We start from the raw sequence: 19502 nt of genomic DNA on the forward strand, positions 1-19502 counted from the left end.
CGTGCGGCACAGGCCGCGCAGCGACAAGCCAAGGCGTGAGCAAGGGATCATGAGCAACAAGATGTGGGGCGGCCGGTTCTCGGAACGTCCCGATGAGATCATGGAGGAAATCAACGTCTCCATCGACGTCGATCGTCACCTCTTTGCCCAGGACATTGCCGCGTCCAAGGCGCACGCCGCGATGCTTGCCGCGCAGGGCATCATCACGGCCTCTGATGCGAAAAATATCGGCAAGGGTCTAGACACGATTTTGTCAGAGATCGGCAAGGGCGGCTTTGAATTCAAGCGCGCGCTCGAGGACATCCATATGAATGTCGAGAGCCGGCTGTCCGAGCTGATCGGCCCTGCCGCCGGCCGCCTGCACACTGCGCGTTCGCGCAACGACCAGGTCGCCACCGACTTCCGCCTGTTCGTCCGCGACGTGATCGACGAGCTGGACGCCGCGCTTGCCGCGTTCCAACAGGCGCTGGTGGAGCGCGCGCTCGAGCATGCCGCGACCGTGATGCCCGGCTTCACACATCTACAGACCGCGCAGCCCGTGACCTTCGGCCACCATCTGCTCGCCTATGTCGAGATGGCCGCGCGCGATCGCGGCCGCTTCCAGGACGCGCGCAAGCGGCTGAACGAGTCGCCGCTCGGCGCGGCCGCGCTCGCCGGCACTTCGTTCCCGATCGATCGTCATGCCACCGCGAAGGCGCTTCTGTTCGACCGTCCGATGGCGAATTCGCTGGACGCGGTTTCGGACCGCGACTTCGTGCTGGAGACCTTGTCGGCCGCTTCGATCTGCGCCGTGCATATGTCGCGCTTTGCCGAGGAGATCGTGATCTGGACCTCGCCGCTGGTCGGCCTTGTCAGGCTCAGCGACAAGTTCACCACGGGCTCTTCCATCATGCCGCAGAAGCGCAACCCGGATGCGGCCGAGCTCGTGCGCGCCAAGACCGGGCGCGTCATCGGCGCGCTCAACGGGCTTCTGATCGTGATGAAGGGCCTCCCACTCGCCTATCAAAAGGACATGCAGGAGGACAAGCAGGGCGCCATGGAGGGCTTTGCCGCGCTGTCGCTCGCGGTCCGCGCCATGACCGGCATGGTCCGCGACCTCGTGCCCGATGAAGCCAAGATGATGGCCGCCGCAGGCGAGGGCTACGCCACCGCGACCGATCTCGCCGACTGGCTGGTGCGGACGCTGAAAATGCCGTTCCGCGAAGCCCATCACGTCACCGGCCGGATCGTGGCGCAGGCCGCCAGGGATGGTGTGGCGCTCCACGAGCTGCCGCTCAAGGACATGCAGGCGATCGAGCCGAAGATCAGCAAGGACGTGTTCGGTGTGCTCTCGGTCGAATCGTCGGTGAAGAGCCGCACCAGCTTCGGCGGCACCGCGCCGAAGAACGTGGCGTCCCAGGCCAAGGCCTGGGCGAAGCGGCTTGAAAAAGAGCGAAAATTGGGCTGAGGGTAAAATTTCGCTTATGTTTCATAACCATCCGGCTCTCGCCAGAGCGCGCCAATCTCTGTATGGTGCGGCCCGCGTAGTGGGGATCTCGTCGTGACGTCAAAGTTTCGCCCGGCCAGCTCGGGGTGGGCCATCATTGTCCTTAGCCTGACGGCGCTCGCGCTTGCCGGCTGCGGCCGAAAGGGCCCGCTCGACTTGCCGCCGACCGCCTCCAACGCGTCCACGGCCAACATTGCCGCGCCGACGGACACCGAGACCGAAGCCCAGAGGACGCCGAGCGTGTTCAATCCCACCTACGGTGCGGAAGCCGCGCCGGCGGCGCCCAGGGGCAAGAAACGATCGTTTATCCTCGACCCGCTCCTGGACGAAAAGCCCGGAAACTGACCCGGGGCAACCGAGCCAACGCCATGAACCATTTCGACTACCGCAACGGCGTGCTGCACGCCGAGGCGGTGAACCTGTCCGACCTCGCCGCAACTGTCGGCACGCCGTTCTATTGCTATTCGACCGCGACGCTCGAGCGGCACTACCGCGTCTTCACCGAGGCCTTTGCCGGCGAGAAGGTGCTGGTCTGCTATGCCATGAAGGCCAATTCCAACCAGTCGGTGCTGCGCACGTTGGCAAAGCTCGGGGCCGGCGCTGACGTCGTCTCGGGCGGCGAGCTGAAGCGCGCGCTGGCCGCAGGCATTCCCGGCAGCAAGATCCTGTTCTCCGGTGTCGGCAAGACGGAAGCGGAGCTGCGCGCCGCGCTCGCCGCCGACATCCTCTGCATCAATGTCGAATCCGAGCCCGAGCTCGAATTGCTCTCGCGCCTTGCCACCGAGATGGGCAAGACCGCGCGCATCTCGGTCCGCGTCAATCCCGACGTCGATGCCGGCACGCACGCAAAGATCTCCACCGGCAAGTCCGAGAACAAGTTCGGCATCCCGATCGCGCACGCGCGCGAGGTCTATGCCCGCGCGGCGAAGCTGCCTGGCATCGAGGTGACCGGCACCGACGTGCATATCGGCAGCCAGATCACCGATCTCTCGAACATGGAGACCGCGTTCCGGATCCTCGCCGAGTTCGTGCAGACGCTGCGCGCCGACGGCCACGACATCTCCCATGTCGATTTCGGCGGCGGCCTCGGCATTCCCTACTACATGGACCGCGAGGCGCCGCCGGCACCCGACGCCTATGCGGCGATGGTCAAGCGCGTCACCCACAATCTCGGCTGCACGCTGATGTTCGAGCCGGGCCGCATGATCGTCGGCAATGCCGGCATCCTGGTCACCAAGGTGATCTACGTGAAGCACGGCGACGGCAAGAACTTCGTCATCATCGACGCTGCGATGAACGACCTGATCCGCCCGACGCTGTACGAGGCGCACCACGACATCCTGCCGGTGAAGCAGCCGGCGAAGGGCGCGGCCACCATCATGGCCGACGTCGTCGGCCCGGTCTGCGAGACCGGCGACTATCTCGCCCTCGACCGCACGCTGCCGACGCCAAAGCCCGGCGATCTCCTGGCCATCATGACCGCCGGCGCCTATGGCGCCGTGCAGGCCGGCACCTACAACACGCGGCCGTTGGTAGCGGAGGTGCTGGTGAAGGACGACCAGTACGCGGTGGTGCGCCCGCGCATCGAGGTCGAGCAGTTGATCGCGATGGACAAGCCGGCGCCGTGGCTGTGATCACGAGGCGAGGGGCGGCACAACCGCGTCTCCTGTTCGGTCGTCGTCCTGGCGAAAGCCAGGACCCATTACCCCAGGATGCGGTTGTGGCACGAAGCTGGTAACTGCGAGTCTTCGCCAAACTTCTCCCTGTGGCAATGGGTGCTGGATCAGCGCTCGCTTTGCTCGCTTGTCCAGGACGACGCGGGGAGGGAGTTGCGCCCGAAAACTATCTTCCCGCCAATCCGCCCGTCGTCCCGCCGACCACGACACCCGCCTTCTTCTCGATCGGCTTGATCGCCGCGGTGAAATCGGAATCGGCGCCCTCCGTGCTGATCACGGTCTCCCACAACCGGCCCACTGCATCCGCGACCTCCATCGACAGGCCGAGCTGCTTCATCTCCTCGAGCGCCAGCCGCACGTCCTTCACCATCAAGCCCGTGGCGAAGCCGAAGTCGAAGGTGCGCGGCAGCACCGAGCGCGGAAACTTGTCGCGGCTCGCGGTGTTCATGCCCGAGCCGGCATTGATGACGTCGATCATCACGGCGGGATCGAGCCCGGCCTTCACGCCCATCACCACGGCTTCCGAGGTTGCCACGATCGCGGTGGCCGAAAGGAAGTTGTTGGCGAGCTTCATGGTCTGCGCTGCGCCCGGTTTCTCGCCGATGAAGAACACCTTGCCGATCACGCCGAGTGCGGCCTTGATCGTCTCGAATTCCGCTCTCGGCCCGGACACCATCACCGCCAGCGTGCCCTTCTCCGCGCCGCCGACACCGCCCGAGACCGGGCTGTCGATCTGCACGATGCTGCGCCTCGCGAGCAGGCCGTGGATCTTCGCCGCCATCTGCGAGCCGACGGTCGACAGGTCGACGAAGCGCTTGACGCGCTGGCCCTCGATCACGCCGTTCGGCCCCGTAGCGACCGCGAGCGACGCTTGCAGGGAGGGCAGGCTCGCCATCACGGTCTCGACCTGGTCGGCGACGTCCTTCGGCGACGTCGCAGCTTTTGCGCCGCGGGCCACAAGCTTGTCGATGACCTCCTTGCGCGTGTCGAATACGACGAGCCGATGTCCGGCCTCGACCAGCCGCCGCGCCATCGGCAATCCCATGTTCCCGAGGCCGATGAAACCGATGTCCATGGTGTTTCCCTTGTGCTTGTTGTTCGTTGTTGAGAGCGGAGCCGCGCACCACACCCTCGGCTGTCGTCCCGGCGAAGGCCGGGACCCATTACCCCAGGGAGTAGTTGTGGCGCGAAGGCGGTAACCCCGAGTCCCCGCAACCACATCTGCCTGTGGTTATGGGTCCCGGCCTTCGCCGGGACGACGGCGGTGAGGGACGGTGCGTCCCTCACACAGTCGTCCCCTCACGCCTTCCCGTCGATCTCCGCGAACACCTCGCGCGCGATCCGGAAGCTATCGACTGCCGCCGGCATGCCGCCATAGATGGCGACCTGCATCAGGATCTCGCGGATCTCGTCGCGCGTAACGCCGTTGGTCAGCGCGCCCTTCAGATGCGCGCGGAATTCGTGCTGGCGGTTGAGGATCGCGATCATCGCGATGTTGAGCATGCTGCGGGTCTTGCGCGGCAGCTCCTCGCGGCCCCACACCGTGCCCCAGCAATATTCGTTGAGCATCTCCTGGAACGGACGGTTGAAATCGTCGACATTCTTCAGGGCGTTGTTGACATAGGCCTCGCCCAGCACCGCTTTGCGGACTTCCAGGCCCTTGTCGTGCATCTTCTTGTCCATGGCGTTTCCTTCGTCTCCCTTGGATGGCGTCGCGGAAACTACGGGGTTGCGCCGGGCCAGTCACGTCCTCGTGTTATGCGGCAAAAGGGGTGGGTCCCGTACAGGAACGGATGCCTCAGTGCTGCCGTTGTGATACGCTTCTCTCACCGGGCAACCTGGAGAGTTGATTGAACGGTGTCACCCCCGACCCGTCAGATCCGGTCCGCGACGGCGACGCGCTGTCGCGGCTGAAGCTGGCGCAGGCCCTGCAGCGGGCCACATATGCAATCGCCTGGGAGCGCGCCTGGCCGCATCTGGCGCGCCTGCTGACCGTTGCCGGGCTGTTCCTGGTGGTTTCCTGGGCCGGTCTCTGGCTGGCGCTGCCCTCTGTTGCCCGCGCGATTGGTCTTGCCGTCTTCGCAGGCCTCGCGGCTGCCGCGCTGTTCCCGCTGATTCGCTTCCGCTGGCCGAGCCGCGAGCAGGCCCTGGGCCGGCTCGACCGCGGTTCGGGTATCCGTCACCGTCCGGCGACGACGCTCACGGACACCCTGACCTCGCAGGATCCGGTCGCGCAGGCGCTGTGGCAGGCCCAGCGTGAGCGCACGCTGGCCTCGCTCAAGCGCATCCGCGCCGGTTTGCCGCGTCCGCGCCTTCCCATCCACGATCCCTGGGCGCTCCGCGCGCTGGTCATGGTGATGTTGGTTGCGACCTTCTTCGCCGCCGGCGACGAGCGCGCGCTGCGGTTAGGCGCCGCCTTCGACTGGAACGGCGTGCTGGCGCCGACCAATGTCCGCGTCGATGCCTGGGTCACCCCGCCGGTCTATACCGCGAAGCCGCCGGTAATCCTGTCGGCCGCCAATAAGGAAGCCGCCGCGTTGCCGGCAAACGGGCCGCTTGCCGTTCCCGCCGGCTCGACGCTGATCGTGCGCTCCTCCGGCGGCAACCTCGATGTCGCCGTTTCCGGCGGCCTCAAGGAAGCCGCTCCGACGGAAGCCGCGCCCAAGGGCACAAACGAAAAGCACTTTACGATCACTGGTGACGGCACCGCACACGTCCGCGCGCCCTCGGGCCAACCGCAATGGACCTTCGCCGCGACGCCGGATCGCCCGCCGACGATTGCGCTCGCCAAGGATCCGGAGCGCCAGGCGCGCGGCGCGCTGCAGCTCGCCTACAAGATTGAGGACGATTACGGCGTGACCGGCGCCGAGGCGCAGTTCGCCCTGCGTCCCGCCGATTCCAAGGACACTGCCAAGGACGGCAACAAGGGCAACAAGGATGCGGATGCCAACGCGGCTCGGCCGCTGTTCCAGCCGCCGCAATTCGCCCTCGTGCTGCCGAATGCGCGCACCCGCAACGGCGTCGGCCAGACGGTGAAGGATCTCAGCGAAGATCCCTACGCCGGCGCCGACGTCACGCTGACCCTCACCGCCAAGGACGAGGCCGGCAACGAGGCGAAAAGCGAGCCCTTCAACATGCGCCTGCCGGAGCGGCTCTTCACCAAGCCGCTCGCGCGCGCGCTGATCGAGCAGCGCCGCATCCTTGCGCTCGACGCCAACAAGAACGCTGACGTCTACGCCGCGCTCGATGCGCTGATGATCGCGCCTGAATTGTTCACGCCGGAGGCCGGGCAATATCTCGGACTCCATAGCGTCGCACGGCAGCTTGAGGCGGCGCGTACCGACGATGCGCTGCGCGAGGTCGTGGCGAGCCTGTGGGCGCTCGCGGTGACGATCGAGGACGGCAACATCAGCGACGTCGACAAGGCGCTGCGCGCGGCGCAGGACGCGCTGAAGCAGGCCCTGGAGCGCGGTGCGAGCGACGAAGAGGTCAAGAAGCTCACGCAGGATCTGCGCCAGGCGCTCGACAATTTCATGCGCCAGCTCGCCGAGCAGTTCCGCAACAATCCGCAGCAGCTCGCCCGGCCGCTCGATCCCAATACCAAGGTCCTGCGTCAGCAGGACCTCAACAACATGATCGACCGCATGGAGCGCCTGTCGCGCTCCGGCGACAAGGACGCGGCCAAGCAGTTGCTCGATCAGCTTCAGCAGATGCTGGAGGGCCTGCAGATGGCGCAGCCGGGACAGTCCGGCGACAGCGACATGGAGCAGGCGCTCAACGAACTCGGCGACATGATCCGCAAGCAGCAGCAGCTTCGCGACAAGACCTTCAAGCAGGGCCAGGACTCCCGGCGCGACCGCATGCGTGGCAAGCAGCAGGGCGACCAGTCGATGTCCGACCTCCAGCAGGACCAGCAGGCGCTACGCGACCGGCTGAAGAAGCTGCAGGAGGACCTCGCCAAGCGTGGTCTCTCACAGAACGGCCAGAAGGGACAGAAGGGTCAGCGCGGCCAGCAGGGCGAACAGGGACAAAAGGGCCAGGGTCAACAGGGACAAGACGGCGATCAGGACGGCGACCAGGGTGATGACGACAACGGCCTGGACACCGCCGACAACGCCATGGGCGATGCCGGCTCCAAGCTCGGCGACGGCAATGCCGACGGTGCCGTGGATTCCCAGGGCAAGGCGCTGGATGCGCTGCGCAAGGGCGCGCAGAAGATGGCCGAGGCGATGCAGCAGGGCGATGGCGACGGCCAGGGCGATGGTCCCGGCAACCGCGCCGGCCGGCAGCAGAGTGGCGGCAATCAGACCGACCCGCTCGGGCGGCCCTTGCACGGCCGCGAATTCGGCGACGACTACACGGTGAAGATCCCCGGCGAGATCGACGTCCAGCGCGTCCGCCGCATCCTCGAAGAGCTCCGCCGCCGCCTCGGCGACCCCTCGCGCCCGCAGATCGAGCTCGACTATCTCGAGCGGCTGCTGAAGGATTTTTGAGGCGCGATTTTGCGGCTCAGCATGGTTCGCGATGGGCGCACGCGATTTGTGTCTTCCGTCCCGCATTCTCGGTGTCATCGCCCGATTTGATCGGGCGATCCGGTACTCCGAGACATCGCTATGTCATTGAGAAGCCGCGGCGTACTGGATTCCCCGCTTTCGCGGGGAATGACAGCGTTGGTTTCCGAGACGAAGCGACATCCGGGACGGCTGGTCCCGCATGTCGCTGCGCTCGCAATGACGAGGTTGGAGCAGTGGGGGTAGTTCAACTCGCTGCGCCGCTACCTCTTCTTCGCCGCCAGCGCATCGGCGACCGCGGTGCGGATGTCGGCGACTGAGAACGGCTTCGTCACGACATCATGCACCAGCGCATTCAGGTTCGAGGCGCGTTCGCGCTGGTCGGCAAATCCGGTGATCAGCAGAATGGTCAGATCGGGGAAATCGCGCGCGGCGGAGAGCGCGAGCGCAATGCCGTCCATTACCGGCATCTGGATGTCTGTGAGCAGCAGGTCGAACGCACCGTCCTCGCGGATCAGGATCTCCAGCGCCTCGGCGCCGTCCTGCGCGGTGACGGTCTGGTGACCGTCCATCGCGATGGCGCGCGCCACCAGCGTGCGCATGGACTCCTCGTCGTCGGCGATCAAGACTTTTGGCATGGGACCAATCTCCCGTGCGGACCTGGGCGGTGCCGATTATACGCTGCCGCCGACAACGTCGCGCCGGTTGAAGAAACGAACATCGATATTGCGGCCCTCAGCCGGTGGCGAGGCTAGGCGCGACCTGAAAAAGGCGCGCTCGCCGGGCCGAAGAACTGTCTGCTCCAGTACTGCGTTCCAGGCATAGATCTCGGCGCCTTGCGCGTCGCGCACCGCGAAGCGCAGCCGCGGGATCTCGAGCGGCTTCTTGTTGCCCTCGCCGACGATCACGCCCTCGATCACCAGCACCTGCTTGCGGTCCACCGTCTCGCTGGAGAGCTTGACGTCCTTAAAGGCCAGCCCACGCAGGTTCACGTCGAAGCCGACCATTCTGTAGAATGCCGCCGTCTGCGGCAGCAGCCGCACCATGTCGGTGCGCCAAATCACGAGGGCCGCGACCAGGGCGCCCATCGCGGCGCAGGCGGTCGGTAGCCCGGGATAGGATTTCCGCCGAGCCGGCGCGGCTTCGGTGCGGCTCGCTAGCGCCATGCGGCGGCGGAACAGGCCGCGGAACCAGGACTGGTGCTGCACGCCGGCGCCGTCGTCCTCGGCGGAGCCGGCCGCCGACCAGTCGTCCTCGGTCTGTCCAGCGTTCTCGTCCGGCCAGTCGCTGGCGATCGAAGGGCTGTCGACCACGGGCGTATCGGCCGCGCCGTCGTCCCTGGCGTAAGAGTTCCATTGCTCGGCCAGATCAGACTGATCGTCGGCCCGGCTTGCTGCGACCATGGTTGGGACGGAGGCCTCCTCGATGGCGTCCTCGGGATGCGCCACCCAGGTCTCCTTGCAGCGGGAGCAACGCACGGTCCGCCCATTGGCCCCAAGGCTCGCGAGCTTGATGGCATAGGATGTCGTACAATGGGGACAGACGATGTGCATGGACCAGCCTCGGCGATGACCCGATCGTGCGAAACCGGGCACCTTGAATGCTACAAGGCGACCGTTAACGAACCGGAAACCATAACGGCCGCACAACCCTTCTCGAGCGTGCGGCGGAACTTCGCGCTGCGTGCTGCGTCCCCTCTCGAACGGAGCTGAGCTTGGTTCGGTTCGAAAATGTCGGACTGCGTTACGGTCTGGGGCCAGAGATCCTGCGCGACCTGAGCTTCCAGATTCCGGCGCATTCCTTCCAGTTTCTCACCGGCCCGTCCGGCGCCGGCAAGACCTCGTTGCTGCGCCTGTTGTTCCTGTCGCATCGGCCGACGCGTGGCCTGATCAACCTGTTCGGCCATGACATCTCGCAGCTCGGCAAGGACGAGATAGCCGACTTGCGCAAGCGCATCGGCATCGTGCTCCAGGATTTCCGCCTGCTCGACCACATGACGACCTACGAGAACGTGGCGCTGCCGTTCCGCGTCATGGGTCGCAGCGAATCGAGCTATCGCAAGGAGGTCATCGATCTCTTGCGCTGGGTGGGGCTCGGCGACCGTATGGACGCGCTGCCGCCGATCCTGTCCGGTGGCGAGAAGCAACGCGCGGCGATTGCGCGCGCGGTGATCTCGCGGCCGCAGCTCCTGCTCGCGGACGAGCCGACCGGCAGCGTCGATCCGACGCTCGGGCGCCGTCTGCTGCGCCTGTTCATCGAGCTCAACAAGTCCGGCACCGCCGTCATCATCGCGACCCACGATATTACGCTGATGGATCAGTACGAGGCGCGGCGGCTGGTGCTGCACCAGGGACGGCTGCACGTCTATGAGTAGGACCGAAGAGCGCGGCGTGCTGGTTGACCTCGGACAGGAGCGTCCGCCGCTGCCGGCCAAGGCGCGCAACATGTCGCCGATCGTGCCGCGCGCCTCGATTCACGGTCGCGCGCTGGTCGCCGTTGTTGCCATCATGACCTTCCTCGCCTCGATGACGACCGGCACGGTGTTACTGGTCAGCGCCTCGGCGGCGGAATGGCAATCGGATGTCGCGAGCGAAATCACCATCCAGGTCCGCCCGCAGGCCGGGCGCGACATCGAGCGCGACACTGCGGCGGTCGCCGAGGCGATGCGCGCGCAAGCGGGCATCGTCGAAGTCAAGCCGTTCAGCAAGGAGGAATCCGGCAAGCTGCTCGAGCCGTGGCTCGGCACCGGCCTGTCGATGGACGATCTGCCGGTGCCGCGCATGATCATCGCCCGAGTGCAGCCGGGCACGGCGCTTGACCTCGCCGCCTTGCGCGCCCGCGTGACGCAGGTGGCCCCAAGCGCGAGCGTCGACGATCACCGCGCCTGGATCGAGCGCATGCGCTCGATGACCAATGCGACCGTGCTCGCCGGCCTGGGGATCCTCGCGCTCGTGATCGTCGCGACCATCATCTCAGTCTCGTTCGCAACCCGCGGCGCGATGGCGGCGAACCGCCCGATCGTCGAGGTCTTGCATTTCGTCGGCGCCGGTGACCGCTACATCGCCAACCGTTTCCTGCGGCATTTCCTCCGCCTGGGGCTCGAGGGCGGCGTGATCGGCGGCGGCGTCGCCATGTTGGTGTTCGGTTTCTCCGAGTCGATCGCCGGCTGGTTCTCGGGCACCCCGGTCGGCGACCAGTTTGCGGCCCTGCTCGGCACCTTCTCGCTGCGGCCGTCCGGCTACATCGTGCTCGCGGTGCAGGCGCTGCTGATCGGCGCGATCACCGCGGTCGCCTCGCGCCAGACACTGTTCGCGACGCTGAATGATGTTGAGTGAGTGCGCGAGTGTCGAAAAGAATGAGCTTGCCCGTGATTTCTTCGCCTCTCCCCGCAAGCGGGGCGAGGGAGCGCACTGCCGACGTCGATGCTTGAGCAGTTCATTGCGTTGGCGCAAGCCCGCCAAACCGGACTCCACTTCGCCTCAAAACGTCTTAAAATCACCCGGGGAAGGGATCACCGACATCGCATGACCTCGCCGACCGACGATCGATCGCCGAACCTGCCGCGCGGCTGGCTGCGCGCGATGGTCGTGTCGACCCTCGCGATCGCCTTCGTCGGGGCCGCGGCGGGCTTCCTCGCGTTCCTGTCGCAATTGCGCGGCGCCGAGCTCGCGCCGGACCGCAAGGCCGACGGCATCGTGGTGCTGACCGGCGGCTCCTCGCGGGTGTCGGACGCGATGGAGCTGCTGGCCGCCGGCTACGGCAAACGGCTCCTGATCTCGGGGGTGCACCCGACCTCTACGGCAAGCGACATCTCCCGGACACTGCCGGAGAGCCAGTCCTTCATGCATTGCTGCGTCGATCTCGACCGCACCGCGGTCTCGACCCGTGGCAACGCGGCGGAGACGCGGCGCTGGGCGCAGGAGCGCGGCTTCAAGTCACTGATCGTGGTCACATCGAATTACCACATGCCGCGGGCGCTGGTGGAGTTCTCGCACGCAATGCCGGAGATGGCGCTGATCCCGTTCGCTGTGGTCGGCGACAAATGGCGCGAGGAGCCGTGGTGGACTTCGGCCTCGACGCTGCGGCTACTCTTGTCGGAATATGTCAAATACATCGCGGCTGAGCTTAGGGTGCGGCTCGAGGATTTCGGGGTTGACCTTGCGCCCGAAGTGTCGGAGCAGCCTGCGGGCCAGCCGCCGAAGCGGCCCGCCACCGCACAGGCCAATTGATCGGATTGTTGATGTTCCTGATTTTCCTGCGCTCGCTCGTGTTCAACGTGCTGTTTTACATCGTGTTCGTTGTGCTCGCGATCGTGGCGCTGCCGACCTTCCTGATGCCGGTGCGCGCGCTGCTGACGGTCGCCGGATGGTGGGCAAATGCAACCCTGTTCCTTATGCGCGTTGTCTGCAACATCAAGGTCGAATTCCGCGGACAGGAGAAGATCCCGAAGGGGCCGCTGGTGATCGTGGCGAAGCATCAGTCGTTCTGGGAGACCTTTGCATTGCTCCAGTTCTTCGATCGGCCGATCTTCATCCTCAAGCGGCAGCTCATGAACATTCCGGTGTTCGGCCAATTTCTGATCAAGACCGGCATGATCGCGATCGACCGCACCGCCGGCGTCAAGGCGCTCCTGGACATGACACGGCGGGCGCGTGAAGCCGTGCGCAGTGGCTGCCAGCTCGTGATTTTCCCCGAAGGCACGCGCCGTGCGCCCGGCGCGCCGCCCGACTACAAGACCGGCTTCGCCCAGATCTATTCCGCCTGCGGCGTGCAGTGCCTGCCGATCGCGCTCAACTCCGGCCTGTTCTGGCCGCGCCGCACCTTCATGCGCTATCCCGGCACGCTGGTGGTCGAATTCCTCGACCCGCTGCCCCCAGGCCTGCCGAAGGACGAGTACATCGCACATATCCGCGATGCCATCGAGGGCGCGACCAGCCGCATCGTCGAAACCGGCCGCAAGGAGCAGGAACGGCTGATCGGATCCGCGCCGAGCTACGCGGCGACGAGCACCTAGCGATTTTCGTGGTCTTCAGCCGGAGCCGGCGCGTGCAGGGCATGCGCATCACCATGCAACATTGTCGCGAGTTGATGTAGCTGTGTGTCGCGAAAGCCTTCGGCCTCGATCGCCTTCACCGTTGCGGTCACGTAATCGCGGTTGGCGCCGGACTGGCCATGGCCCTGGAGCACGTGGCGGTGCTGCTCGGCGAGCGACAGCCGTCCGGCATATTGGGCGTGGCCGCGGTCGACGACATAGGCGAGCGCCGATACGCGCTGGCGCGCATCGTTCTCGAGCCACACCGAGCGCATCACCTCGCGATAGACCGACGTCACCTGCTCGCGTTCCCGCAAATAGGCGACTACGTCGGTGCGGTTCTTTTCGGCGATGCGGAAGGCGATGCCGCGGCACGCCCCGCCGCGGTCGAGCCCGAGCACGAGGCCCGGCTTCTCCGGGGTACCGCGATGCACGAAGGAATAGACGCAGAGCGCGCGGTGCTCGCCGACCAGCCGCGCCGGGACGCGTTCCTCGAATTCGAAGCCCGGCCGCCACATCAGCGAGCCGTAGCCGAACACCCAGAGGTCGCCCGTGGCGGTGGTGACGGGGGGAAGGGCAATTTCCGACATTTCGGGCACGGCTAGCAGAACCGCGCCCCCAAGCGAAGCGAATTCTCCGTCTTTCGTCGCAGTCGAACCTCGCTTACATTTGCCAAAATCTGTGGTCAAAGGGTCGCCGCATGTCCGATATGACCGTTGCCGCAGGCCGGCGCTCCCGTTGGGGCCTTTTCATCGCGCCCGTCCTCCTCCTGATCCTCGCCGCCGCCTGGAGCGGGTTCTGGTTCTATGCCGCCTCGCAGGCCGAGGTGGCGGCCGACGCCTGGCGCGCGCAGGAGGCCAAGTCCGGCCGCATCTATGATTGCGCTAAGCGCTCGATCGCGGGCTTCCCGTTCCGCTTCGAGGTCCAGTGCAATGGCGCCAGCGTCGCCCTGGTGTCGCAGAGCGCAAGCAACACGCCGTTCACGGCGAAGCTCGACAATATCCTGGTCGTAGCCCAGGTCTACGATCCCAAGCTCGTCATCGCCGAATTCAAGGCGCCCGCGACGCTGACTGACGGCGTCACGCAGACCTCGTTCGTGGTGAACTGGAGCAAGGGCCGCAGCAGCGTGTTCGGCCTGCCGGCCGTGCCGGAGCGTGCCTCCATCGTATTCGACGATCCCACCATCAACCGCCTCGACGGTACGGTCCAGGTGCCGATGGCGCGCGCAAAACAGGTCGAGCTGCATGGGCGTCTCGCCGACGGATCGTCGCGCGAGCATCCGGTCATCGAGACCGTGCTGCAGATCGCCCAGGGCAGCATCCAGGGCCTGCACCCGCTGCTCTCGGAGCCGTTCGAGGCCGACGTGCGGGCGAAGATCACGGGGCTCTCCGACCTCACGCCGAAGCCCTGGCCGCAGCGCTTCCGCGAGCTCCAGGCCGCCGGCGGCCATGTCGAAATCGTGCAGTCGCGGATCCAGCAGGGCGAGATGATCGCGGTCGCGGCCGGCACGCTCGGCCTCTCCGCCAATGGCCGTCTCGACGGCGAATTGCAGATGACGGTGGCCGGCCTCGAGCGGGTTATCCCGGCGCTGGGCATCGAGAAGATGCTGGAGGAGGGCGTGCCGCAATCGACGCTCGATCGTGTTGCGCCTGGCGTGAAGACGCAGGACCTCAACAATCTGTTCGGCGCGCTCGATCGCGCCATTCCCGGCCTCGGCAAGGTCGTCAAGCAGAACGCCAATGTCGGGGTTGCCGCCGGCATCAATTCGCTCGGCACCGAGAGCACGCTGGAGGGCAAGAAGGCCCGCAGCTTCCCGTTGCGCTTCGTCGACGGCGCGGTGCTGCTCGGCCCGATCAAGGTCGGACAGATCCCGCCGCTCTATTGACGGGCCGTCACGGCACCTTCGCGCCATCGTGATGGCGAAGCGGCCCCGCACCGGGAATGCGAGGCTGCGACGTCCGGTCTCTCTCCATGTCGGCCGCGCAATTTAGCGGCCGGTTCAGGAGAGACCACCATGACGAAGTCCAAGCTGTTCATTGCCGCCATTGCCGTCACGACCGCATTTGCGACGCCCGCGCTCGCGCAGTGGCAATCGCAGGAGCCGGCCGCTTTCGCGGCCCAGTACCCCAATGGCGATCGTGCCGCCGCACTCAGCGGCGCGCGGGATGTGATGGCGTTCGTGCCGCCGATGGCGAAGTCGCCGCGGCACCTGATGCCGCACCCAGCCAAGGCCAAATAGGATTGCTTCCGTCCGTGAGCGCTGCGCGTTCTGAGGTGGGCCCGGCCGGATCCGATCGGCTGGGCCCATGCTCGTCATTTCTTGTCGAGCGCAGCGTGCGGCCGGCCGAAATCGGGCGCGGCCGAATCCTGGCCGATCTCGACGATGCCGCGGCGGATGGCGCGGGTGCGGGTGAAATGGTCGAACAGGGCTTCGCCGTCACCGCGCCGGATCGCGCGGGTGAGCTTTGCGAGATCCTCGTTGAAGGTGCCGAGCATCTCCAGCACGGCTTCCTTGTTGGCGAGGAAGACGTCGCGCCACATCGTCGGATCGGACGCCGCGATGCGGGTGAAATCGCGAAAGCCGCCGGCCGAAAACTTGATCACCTCGGATTCCGTTACCTGCGCCAGCTCGTCGGCAGTGCCGACGATGGTGTAGGCGATCAGATGCGGCAGATGGCTGGTGATGGCGAGCACGAGGTCATGGTGATCCGGCGTCATCACCTCGACCTTGGCACCGAGCGCGGTCCAGAAGCCGCGCAGCCGTTCGACGGCGGCGGTGTCGGTCCCTTCGGGCGGGGTGAGGATGCACCAGCGGTTGGTGAAGAGCTCGGCGAAGCCGGAGTCCGGCCCCGAATGCTCGGTGCCCGCCACCGGGTGCGCCGGGACGAAATGAATGCCTTGTGGCAGATGCGGCGCCATGTCCTTTACGATGGCGCCCTTGACCGAGCCGACATCGGAGATGATCGCGCCGGGCTTCAGATGCGCAGCGATCTCCTGCGCCACCGGCCCGCAGGCACCGACGGGGATGCAGAGGATGACGAGATCGGCGTCCTTCACCGCTTCCGCGTTGGTCGCCACGACCTGGTCGACGATGCCGAGCTCGACGACCCGTGCACGCGTCTTCTCCGAGCGTGCGGTGGTGACGATCTCGCCCGCAAGCCCTTGAAGCTTCGCAGCGCGCGCGATCGAGCCGCCGATCAGCCCGAAGCCGATCAGCGCGACGCGCTGGAAGTGCGGAAGCGCGCTCATTTGCCGGCCATGAACTCGCGCAAGGCTTCGACCACGAGGCGGTTGGCCTCCTCGGTGCCGATGGTCATGCGCAGCGCATGCGGCAGGCCGTAGTTCTTCAGCGCCCGCAGCACCAGGCCCCGCTTGGTCAGGAAGACGTCGGCGTCATCCGAGGTCCTGCCCTTGTCGGTCGGGAAGTGGATCAGCACGAAATTGGCAACGCTCGGCGTCACCTTGAGCCCGAGCTTGCCGATCTCCTCGGTCAGCCAGTTGCGCCAGGTCTCGGTGAACTGCTTCGACATCGCCTGATGCGCGGTGTCCTCGATCGCGGCGACCGCGGCGTACATCGCCGGCGTCGACACGTTGAAGGGGCCGCGGATGCGGTTGACCGCGTCGATGATGTGCTCGGGCCCGAACATCCAGCCGATGCGCAGCGCCGCGAGGCCGTGGATCTTGGAGAAGGTGTGCGTCACCACGGTGTTCTCGGTCGTGGCGACGAGCTCGATGCCCATTTCGTAATCGTTACGAGAAACGTAGTCGCAATAGGCGGCGTCGAGCACCAGCAGGATGTGCGAGGGCAGGCCGGCGCGCAGGCGCTTGACCTCGTCGAACGGCAGATAGGTGCCGGTGGGGTTGTTGGGATTGGCGAGCCAGACCAGCTTGGTGCGCGGCGTCACCGCGTTGAGGATGGCGTCGACGTCGGCAGTGAGGTTCTTCTCGGGCGCCACGATGTTCCTGGCCCCGTTCGCCATGGTCGCGATCGGGTAGACAAGGAAGCCATGGGTTGTCGAGATCGCTTCATCGCCATGGCTCAGATAGGTGTGGGCGAGCAGATTGAGGATCTCGTCCGAGCCGGCCCCGCAGATGATGCGGTTTGGGTCGAGACCGAAGGAACGGCCGATCGCCTCGCGCAGCACGCGCGAGGTGCCTTCCGGATAGTCCTCGAGATGCGTCGCCACGTGCGTGAAGGCCTCGATCGCCTTGGGCGAGGGCCCGAACGGCGTCTCGTTGGCCGACAGCTTGAACACCTTGCGGCCCGGCTCCGGCACCGGGCTCTTGCCGGGCGTGTAGGGCGCAATATCGAGAATGCCGGGATTCGGCACGGGGCGGGACATCTTGGACTCCGGATTGGCGGGGCGGCTCGCGATTTACGATTTCGTCCCGGTCGGGGCCACCGTATAGCGCGTTGCGTGGCTGCCGACGAGGGCCGTGGAGCGGACCGAGGCCCCCGCGTCGATCAGGGCTGCCTTGATCCTGTCGAGGCTCGTCGCCGCAGTGATCGAGATCAGGAGCGCCGCGCCGTCGAACGCGGTATCGGGCACCGCCACGATCTCGGCGAGCGGCGACAGGGCGCGTGCGATCTCGGCATTCCACCCGGACACGCGCACGCTGAACGTCTCGACCTCCGTCACCATGGCGCTGTCGGCGACGCGCGAGACCACGAACACCGGCAGCGCCGCCGGATGGTCAGCGCGCTCGACGAAGGGCAGCCGCGCGATGATTTTTGGCGCGCCAACTTCCTCCAGCGAGAGCCACCAAGGCGTGCGGCTGGAGGTCGCCGAGACCAGCGCCAGATCGCCCTTGGATTTCGCCACGGCCTCGACCGCCGCCTGCGCGCTGAAATGCGCGACGTAAGGAACAGTAAAGCCGAAGTGAAATCGCGCGGAATCGCGCATCGCGGGCTCGCTCACCGACACGTCGGCATGCACCGCGAACGGCGCCTGGACGTAGGTGAACGTCGAGATGATGACGCGCCAGATGCTCTCGACCGTGTCGAGCGGCAGGATGCCGCGATGGCGCTGGACGAGGTGGCGCATCATGTCGGCCTCGCGTGCGGGCCGGAAGGCGGAGCCCACCTCCTGGGTCTGCTTCACCTGGATCAGGCGGTCGATGATGTCGCCACGCTGCATCAGGAGGCGATGCATGCCCTCGTCGATCGCATCGATCTCCTTGCGCAATTCCTGCAACGATGGTGGCGCGGGCGGACGTTGGGACATATCTGTCAGGTGCTGTTGAGAGGCGGTCCAAGGCGGATCGGCAGGCCGGATCCGCTGCGGGTCAAGGTCCTGATTAGGCAGGATGGGCGGCGAAAGCAAAGAGAAATGACGGCCTTTTTGGCAGACCTAACGGGGACGAATTTGGTTAATCCGGACCGCGGCTTGACGAAAACCGCCCAAGCCAGTAGTTTTTGCCTGTTCCGTGGTCATTTGAGCCGGCCGGCTTGCAGCCACGTTAAAAAACTCGCTAAACAGGCCGGGGACGCATCCGATCCCGGCCGAACCTATCGTTCAGGCCGGGTTTTTCATGGCCTGATTTCAGCGGCGGCTCGCGAGGGCTGATCGCAAACGAGGTCGATGGTCAGAGATGGTTGGCGTCAAGTCGATTCCCAGTCCGGCGATCAGTGCCGACGACCGGTCGCATGAGGTGGATCATCCGAGCTCGGAGGTCGCGCATTTTGGCGCGGATCAGCCGCTGCCGCTCGATTGCGGCATCGATCTCTCGCCGTTCCAGATCGCCTACCAGACCTATGGCGAGCTCAACGCCGAACGCACCAATGCCGTTCTGATCTGCCATGCGCTGACCGGCGACCAGCATGTCGCCAACGTGCATCCGGTCACCGGCAAGCCGGGCTGGTGGGACACCTTGGTAGGCCCCGGCCGCCCGCTTGATCCGAGCCGATATTTCATCATCTGCTCCAATGTGATTGGCGGCTGCATGGGCTCGACCGGGCCTGCCTCAATCAATCCCGCGACCGGCAAGGTGTGGGGGCTGGATTTCCCGGTCATCACCATCCCCGACATGGTGCGCGCACAGGCCATGCTGATCGACCGGCTCGGCATCGCCACGCTGTTTGCGGTGGTTGGTGGCTCGATGGGCGGCATGCAGGTGCTGCAATGGACCGCGGCCTATCCGGGCCGCGTGTTCTCGGCGCTCGCGATTGCCTGCTCGACACGGCATTCGGCGCAGAACATCGCCTTCCACGAACTCGGCCGGCAGGCCGTGATGGCCGATCCCGACTGGCACAATGGCCGCTACACCGATCGCGGCCTCCATCCGCACCGCGGTCTCGCGGTGGCGCGGATGGCAGCCCATATCACCTATCTCTCGGACGCCGCGCTGCACCGCAAGTTCGGCCGGCGCATGCAGGATCGCGAACTGCCGACCTTCTCGTTCGATGCCGACTTCCAGGTCGAGAGTTACCTGCGTTATCAGGGCTCCTCCTTCGTCGAGCGCTTCGACGCCAACAGCTATCTCTACTTGACGCGTGCGATGGATTATTTCGACATCGCCGCCGACCACGACGGCGTGCTGGCGAAAGCGTTCACCGGCATCAAGACACGGTTCTGCGTGGTGTCATTCACCTCGGACTGGCTGTTCCCGACCTCGGAATCGCGCGCGCTGGTGCATGCGCTGAACGCGTCGAGCGCGCGGGTATCGTTCGCCGAGATCGAGACCGATCGCGGCCATGACGCCTTCCTGCTCGACGTCCCCGAATTCTTCGATATCTCTCGCGCCTTCCTGCAATCGGCAGGCAAGGCGCGCGGACTCACCAGCAAGGGCAGCTAGCG

Annotated in this window: 19 protein-coding genes and 1 riboswitch; of the genes, 11 read left to right on the forward strand and 8 right to left on the reverse strand. The window is 66.0% G+C overall.

Annotation, left to right across the window (positions count from 1 at the left end):
• Positions 1-49 precede the first annotated feature (49 nt).
• The 3 genes from argH (at position 50) to lysA (ending at position 3120) form a co-directional block, all read left to right on the forward strand.
• On the forward strand, positions 50-1447 hold the full coding sequence (gene argH / locus MTX21_RS29750; protein WP_280968184.1) for an argininosuccinate lyase: 1398 nt from the start codon (positions 50-52) through the stop codon (positions 1445-1447).
• A 93-nt stretch (positions 1448-1540) separates the two neighbouring features.
• Positions 1541-1831, forward strand: a complete 291-nt coding sequence (locus tag MTX21_RS29755) for a lipoprotein (RefSeq protein WP_280968185.1) — start codon at positions 1541-1543, stop codon at positions 1829-1831.
• Between the two features lie 23 nt (positions 1832-1854).
• Positions 1855-3120 carry a diaminopimelate decarboxylase gene (lysA, locus tag MTX21_RS29760; protein ID WP_280968186.1) on the forward strand — a complete coding sequence of 422 codons (1266 nt, stop codon included), beginning with the start codon at positions 1855-1857 and terminating at the stop codon, positions 3118-3120.
• 208 nt (positions 3121-3328) lie between these two features.
• Here lysA and MTX21_RS29765 read toward each other — a convergent pair whose 3' ends face one another.
• Complete coding sequence (locus MTX21_RS29765; protein ID WP_280968187.1) at positions 3329-4237, reverse strand: NAD(P)-dependent oxidoreductase; 909 nt, start codon at positions 4235-4237, stop codon at positions 3329-3331.
• 224 nt (positions 4238-4461) lie between these two features.
• On the reverse strand, positions 4462-4845 hold the full coding sequence (locus MTX21_RS29770; protein WP_008567285.1) for a carboxymuconolactone decarboxylase family protein: 384 nt from the start codon (positions 4843-4845) through the stop codon (positions 4462-4464).
• A 167-nt stretch (positions 4846-5012) separates the two neighbouring features.
• Here MTX21_RS29770 and MTX21_RS29775 point away from each other — a divergent pair, with 167 nt between their 5' ends.
• The gene (locus tag MTX21_RS29775) at positions 5013-7655 is read left to right on the forward strand and encodes a TIGR02302 family protein (RefSeq protein WP_280968188.1); all 2643 of its coding nucleotides are present in this window, start codon (positions 5013-5015) and stop codon (positions 7653-7655) included.
• Between the two features lie 281 nt (positions 7656-7936).
• Here MTX21_RS29775 and MTX21_RS29780 read toward each other — a convergent pair whose 3' ends face one another.
• Both MTX21_RS29780 and MTX21_RS29785 read right to left on the reverse strand, forming a co-directional pair.
• Positions 7937-8311: a response regulator gene (locus tag MTX21_RS29780; RefSeq protein ID WP_280968189.1), complete on the reverse strand. Its 375-nt coding sequence runs from the start codon at positions 8309-8311 to the stop codon at positions 7937-7939.
• A gap of 36 nt (positions 8312-8347) precedes the next feature.
• On the reverse strand, positions 8348-9226 hold the full coding sequence (locus tag MTX21_RS29785; protein WP_280968190.1) for an MJ0042-type zinc finger domain-containing protein: 879 nt from the start codon (positions 9224-9226) through the stop codon (positions 8348-8350).
• Positions 9227-9387: 161 nt separating this feature from the next.
• Here MTX21_RS29785 and ftsE point away from each other — a divergent pair, with 161 nt between their 5' ends.
• The 4 genes from ftsE to MTX21_RS29805 all read left to right on the forward strand — a co-directional run bounded on the left by ftsE (position 9388) and on the right by MTX21_RS29805 (position 12687).
• Positions 9388-10047: a cell division ATP-binding protein FtsE gene (gene ftsE / locus MTX21_RS29790; RefSeq protein WP_279374890.1), complete on the forward strand. Its 660-nt coding sequence runs from the start codon at positions 9388-9390 to the stop codon at positions 10045-10047.
• Entirely contained in the window at positions 10040-11008 is a 969-nt protein-coding gene (locus MTX21_RS29795) for an ABC transporter permease (RefSeq protein WP_280968191.1), read from the forward strand. Before ftsE ends, MTX21_RS29795 begins: the two co-directional genes overlap by 8 nt.
• Positions 11009-11197: 189 nt before the next feature.
• A complete protein-coding gene (locus MTX21_RS29800; RefSeq protein ID WP_280968192.1) occupies positions 11198-11902 on the forward strand; it encodes a YdcF family protein in 705 nt (234 codons plus the stop codon).
• 11 nt (positions 11903-11913) lie between these two features.
• Positions 11914-12687 (forward strand): lysophospholipid acyltransferase family protein, encoded by a 774-nt coding sequence (locus MTX21_RS29805; protein WP_280968193.1) that lies wholly within the window; start codon positions 11914-11916, stop codon positions 12685-12687.
• Here the strand turns inward: MTX21_RS29805 and MTX21_RS29810 are convergent.
• Positions 12684-13295, reverse strand: a complete 612-nt coding sequence (locus MTX21_RS29810; RefSeq protein WP_280968194.1) for a gamma-glutamylcyclotransferase — start codon at positions 13293-13295, stop codon at positions 12684-12686. The two genes, MTX21_RS29805 and MTX21_RS29810, sit on opposite strands and share 4 nt — an antisense overlap.
• Positions 13296-13405: 110 nt before the next feature.
• Here MTX21_RS29810 and MTX21_RS29815 point away from each other — a divergent pair, with 110 nt between their 5' ends.
• Together MTX21_RS29815 and MTX21_RS29820 are read left to right on the forward strand one after the other, a co-directional pair.
• The gene (locus tag MTX21_RS29815) at positions 13406-14590 is read left to right on the forward strand and encodes a DUF2125 domain-containing protein (RefSeq protein ID WP_280968195.1); all 1185 of its coding nucleotides are present in this window, start codon (positions 13406-13408) and stop codon (positions 14588-14590) included.
• A 129-nt stretch (positions 14591-14719) separates the two neighbouring features.
• Entirely contained in the window at positions 14720-14944 is a 225-nt protein-coding gene (locus MTX21_RS29820; RefSeq protein WP_280968196.1) for a hypothetical protein, read from the forward strand.
• 74 nt (positions 14945-15018) lie between these two features.
• Here MTX21_RS29820 and MTX21_RS29825 read toward each other — a convergent pair whose 3' ends face one another.
• The 3 genes from MTX21_RS29825 to MTX21_RS29835 are packed head-to-tail and all read right to left on the reverse strand — an operon-like array spanning position 15019 to position 17930.
• A complete protein-coding gene (locus tag MTX21_RS29825; RefSeq protein WP_280968197.1) occupies positions 15019-15954 on the reverse strand; it encodes a prephenate/arogenate dehydrogenase family protein in 936 nt (311 codons plus the stop codon).
• Positions 15951-17048 (reverse strand): histidinol-phosphate transaminase, encoded by a 1098-nt coding sequence (hisC, locus tag MTX21_RS29830; protein WP_280968198.1) that lies wholly within the window; start codon positions 17046-17048, stop codon positions 15951-15953. The genes MTX21_RS29825 and hisC overlap by 4 nt, the downstream gene beginning before the upstream one ends.
• A 33-nt stretch (positions 17049-17081) precedes the next feature.
• A complete protein-coding gene (locus tag MTX21_RS29835) occupies positions 17082-17930 on the reverse strand; it encodes a chorismate mutase (RefSeq protein WP_280968199.1) in 849 nt (282 codons plus the stop codon).
• 192 nt (positions 17931-18122) lie between these two features.
• A riboswitch (SAM riboswitch) is annotated at positions 18123-18202 on the forward strand.
• Positions 18203-18297: 95 nt separating this feature from the next.
• Here MTX21_RS29835 and MTX21_RS29840 point away from each other — a divergent pair.
• Entirely contained in the window at positions 18298-19500 is a 1203-nt protein-coding gene (locus MTX21_RS29840) for a homoserine O-acetyltransferase (RefSeq protein ID WP_280968200.1), read from the forward strand.
• Positions 19501-19502 lie beyond the last annotated feature (2 nt).

This window comes from Bradyrhizobium sp. ISRA430, from assembly GCF_029909975.1.
Taxonomy (GTDB): domain Bacteria; phylum Pseudomonadota; class Alphaproteobacteria; order Rhizobiales; family Xanthobacteraceae; genus Bradyrhizobium.

Coding starts and splice junctions, on each gene's coding strand:
- argH (WP_280968184.1), top strand. CDS start 50: ATGAGCAACAAGATGTGGGGCGGCCGGTTCTCGGAACGTCCCGATGAG.
- lysA (WP_280968186.1), top strand. CDS start 1,855: ATGAACCATTTCGACTACCGCAACGGCGTGCTGCACGCCGAGGCGGTG.
- MTX21_RS29765 (WP_280968187.1), bottom strand. CDS start 4,237: ATGGACATCGGTTTCATCGGCCTCGGGAACATGGGATTGCCGATGGCG.
- MTX21_RS29770 (WP_008567285.1), bottom strand. CDS start 4,845: ATGGACAAGAAGATGCACGACAAGGGCCTGGAAGTCCGCAAAGCGGTG.
- MTX21_RS29780 (WP_280968189.1), bottom strand. CDS start 8,311: ATGCCAAAAGTCTTGATCGCCGACGACGAGGAGTCCATGCGCACGCTG.
- MTX21_RS29785 (WP_280968190.1), bottom strand. CDS start 9,226: ATGCACATCGTCTGTCCCCATTGTACGACATCCTATGCCATCAAGCTC.
- MTX21_RS29795 (WP_280968191.1), top strand. CDS start 10,040: ATGAGTAGGACCGAAGAGCGCGGCGTGCTGGTTGACCTCGGACAGGAG.
- MTX21_RS29800 (WP_280968192.1), top strand. CDS start 11,198: ATGACCTCGCCGACCGACGATCGATCGCCGAACCTGCCGCGCGGCTGG.
- MTX21_RS29805 (WP_280968193.1), top strand. CDS start 11,914: ATGTTCCTGATTTTCCTGCGCTCGCTCGTGTTCAACGTGCTGTTTTAC.
- MTX21_RS29810 (WP_280968194.1), bottom strand. CDS start 13,295: ATGTCGGAAATTGCCCTTCCCCCCGTCACCACCGCCACGGGCGACCTC.
- MTX21_RS29815 (WP_280968195.1), top strand. CDS start 13,406: ATGTCCGATATGACCGTTGCCGCAGGCCGGCGCTCCCGTTGGGGCCTT.
- MTX21_RS29820 (WP_280968196.1), top strand. CDS start 14,720: ATGACGAAGTCCAAGCTGTTCATTGCCGCCATTGCCGTCACGACCGCA.
- MTX21_RS29825 (WP_280968197.1), bottom strand. CDS start 15,954: ATGAGCGCGCTTCCGCACTTCCAGCGCGTCGCGCTGATCGGCTTCGGG.
- hisC (WP_280968198.1), bottom strand. CDS start 17,048: ATGTCCCGCCCCGTGCCGAATCCCGGCATTCTCGATATTGCGCCCTAC.
- MTX21_RS29835 (WP_280968199.1), bottom strand. CDS start 17,930: ATGTCCCAACGTCCGCCCGCGCCACCATCGTTGCAGGAATTGCGCAAG.
- MTX21_RS29840 (WP_280968200.1), top strand. CDS start 18,298: ATGGTTGGCGTCAAGTCGATTCCCAGTCCGGCGATCAGTGCCGACGAC.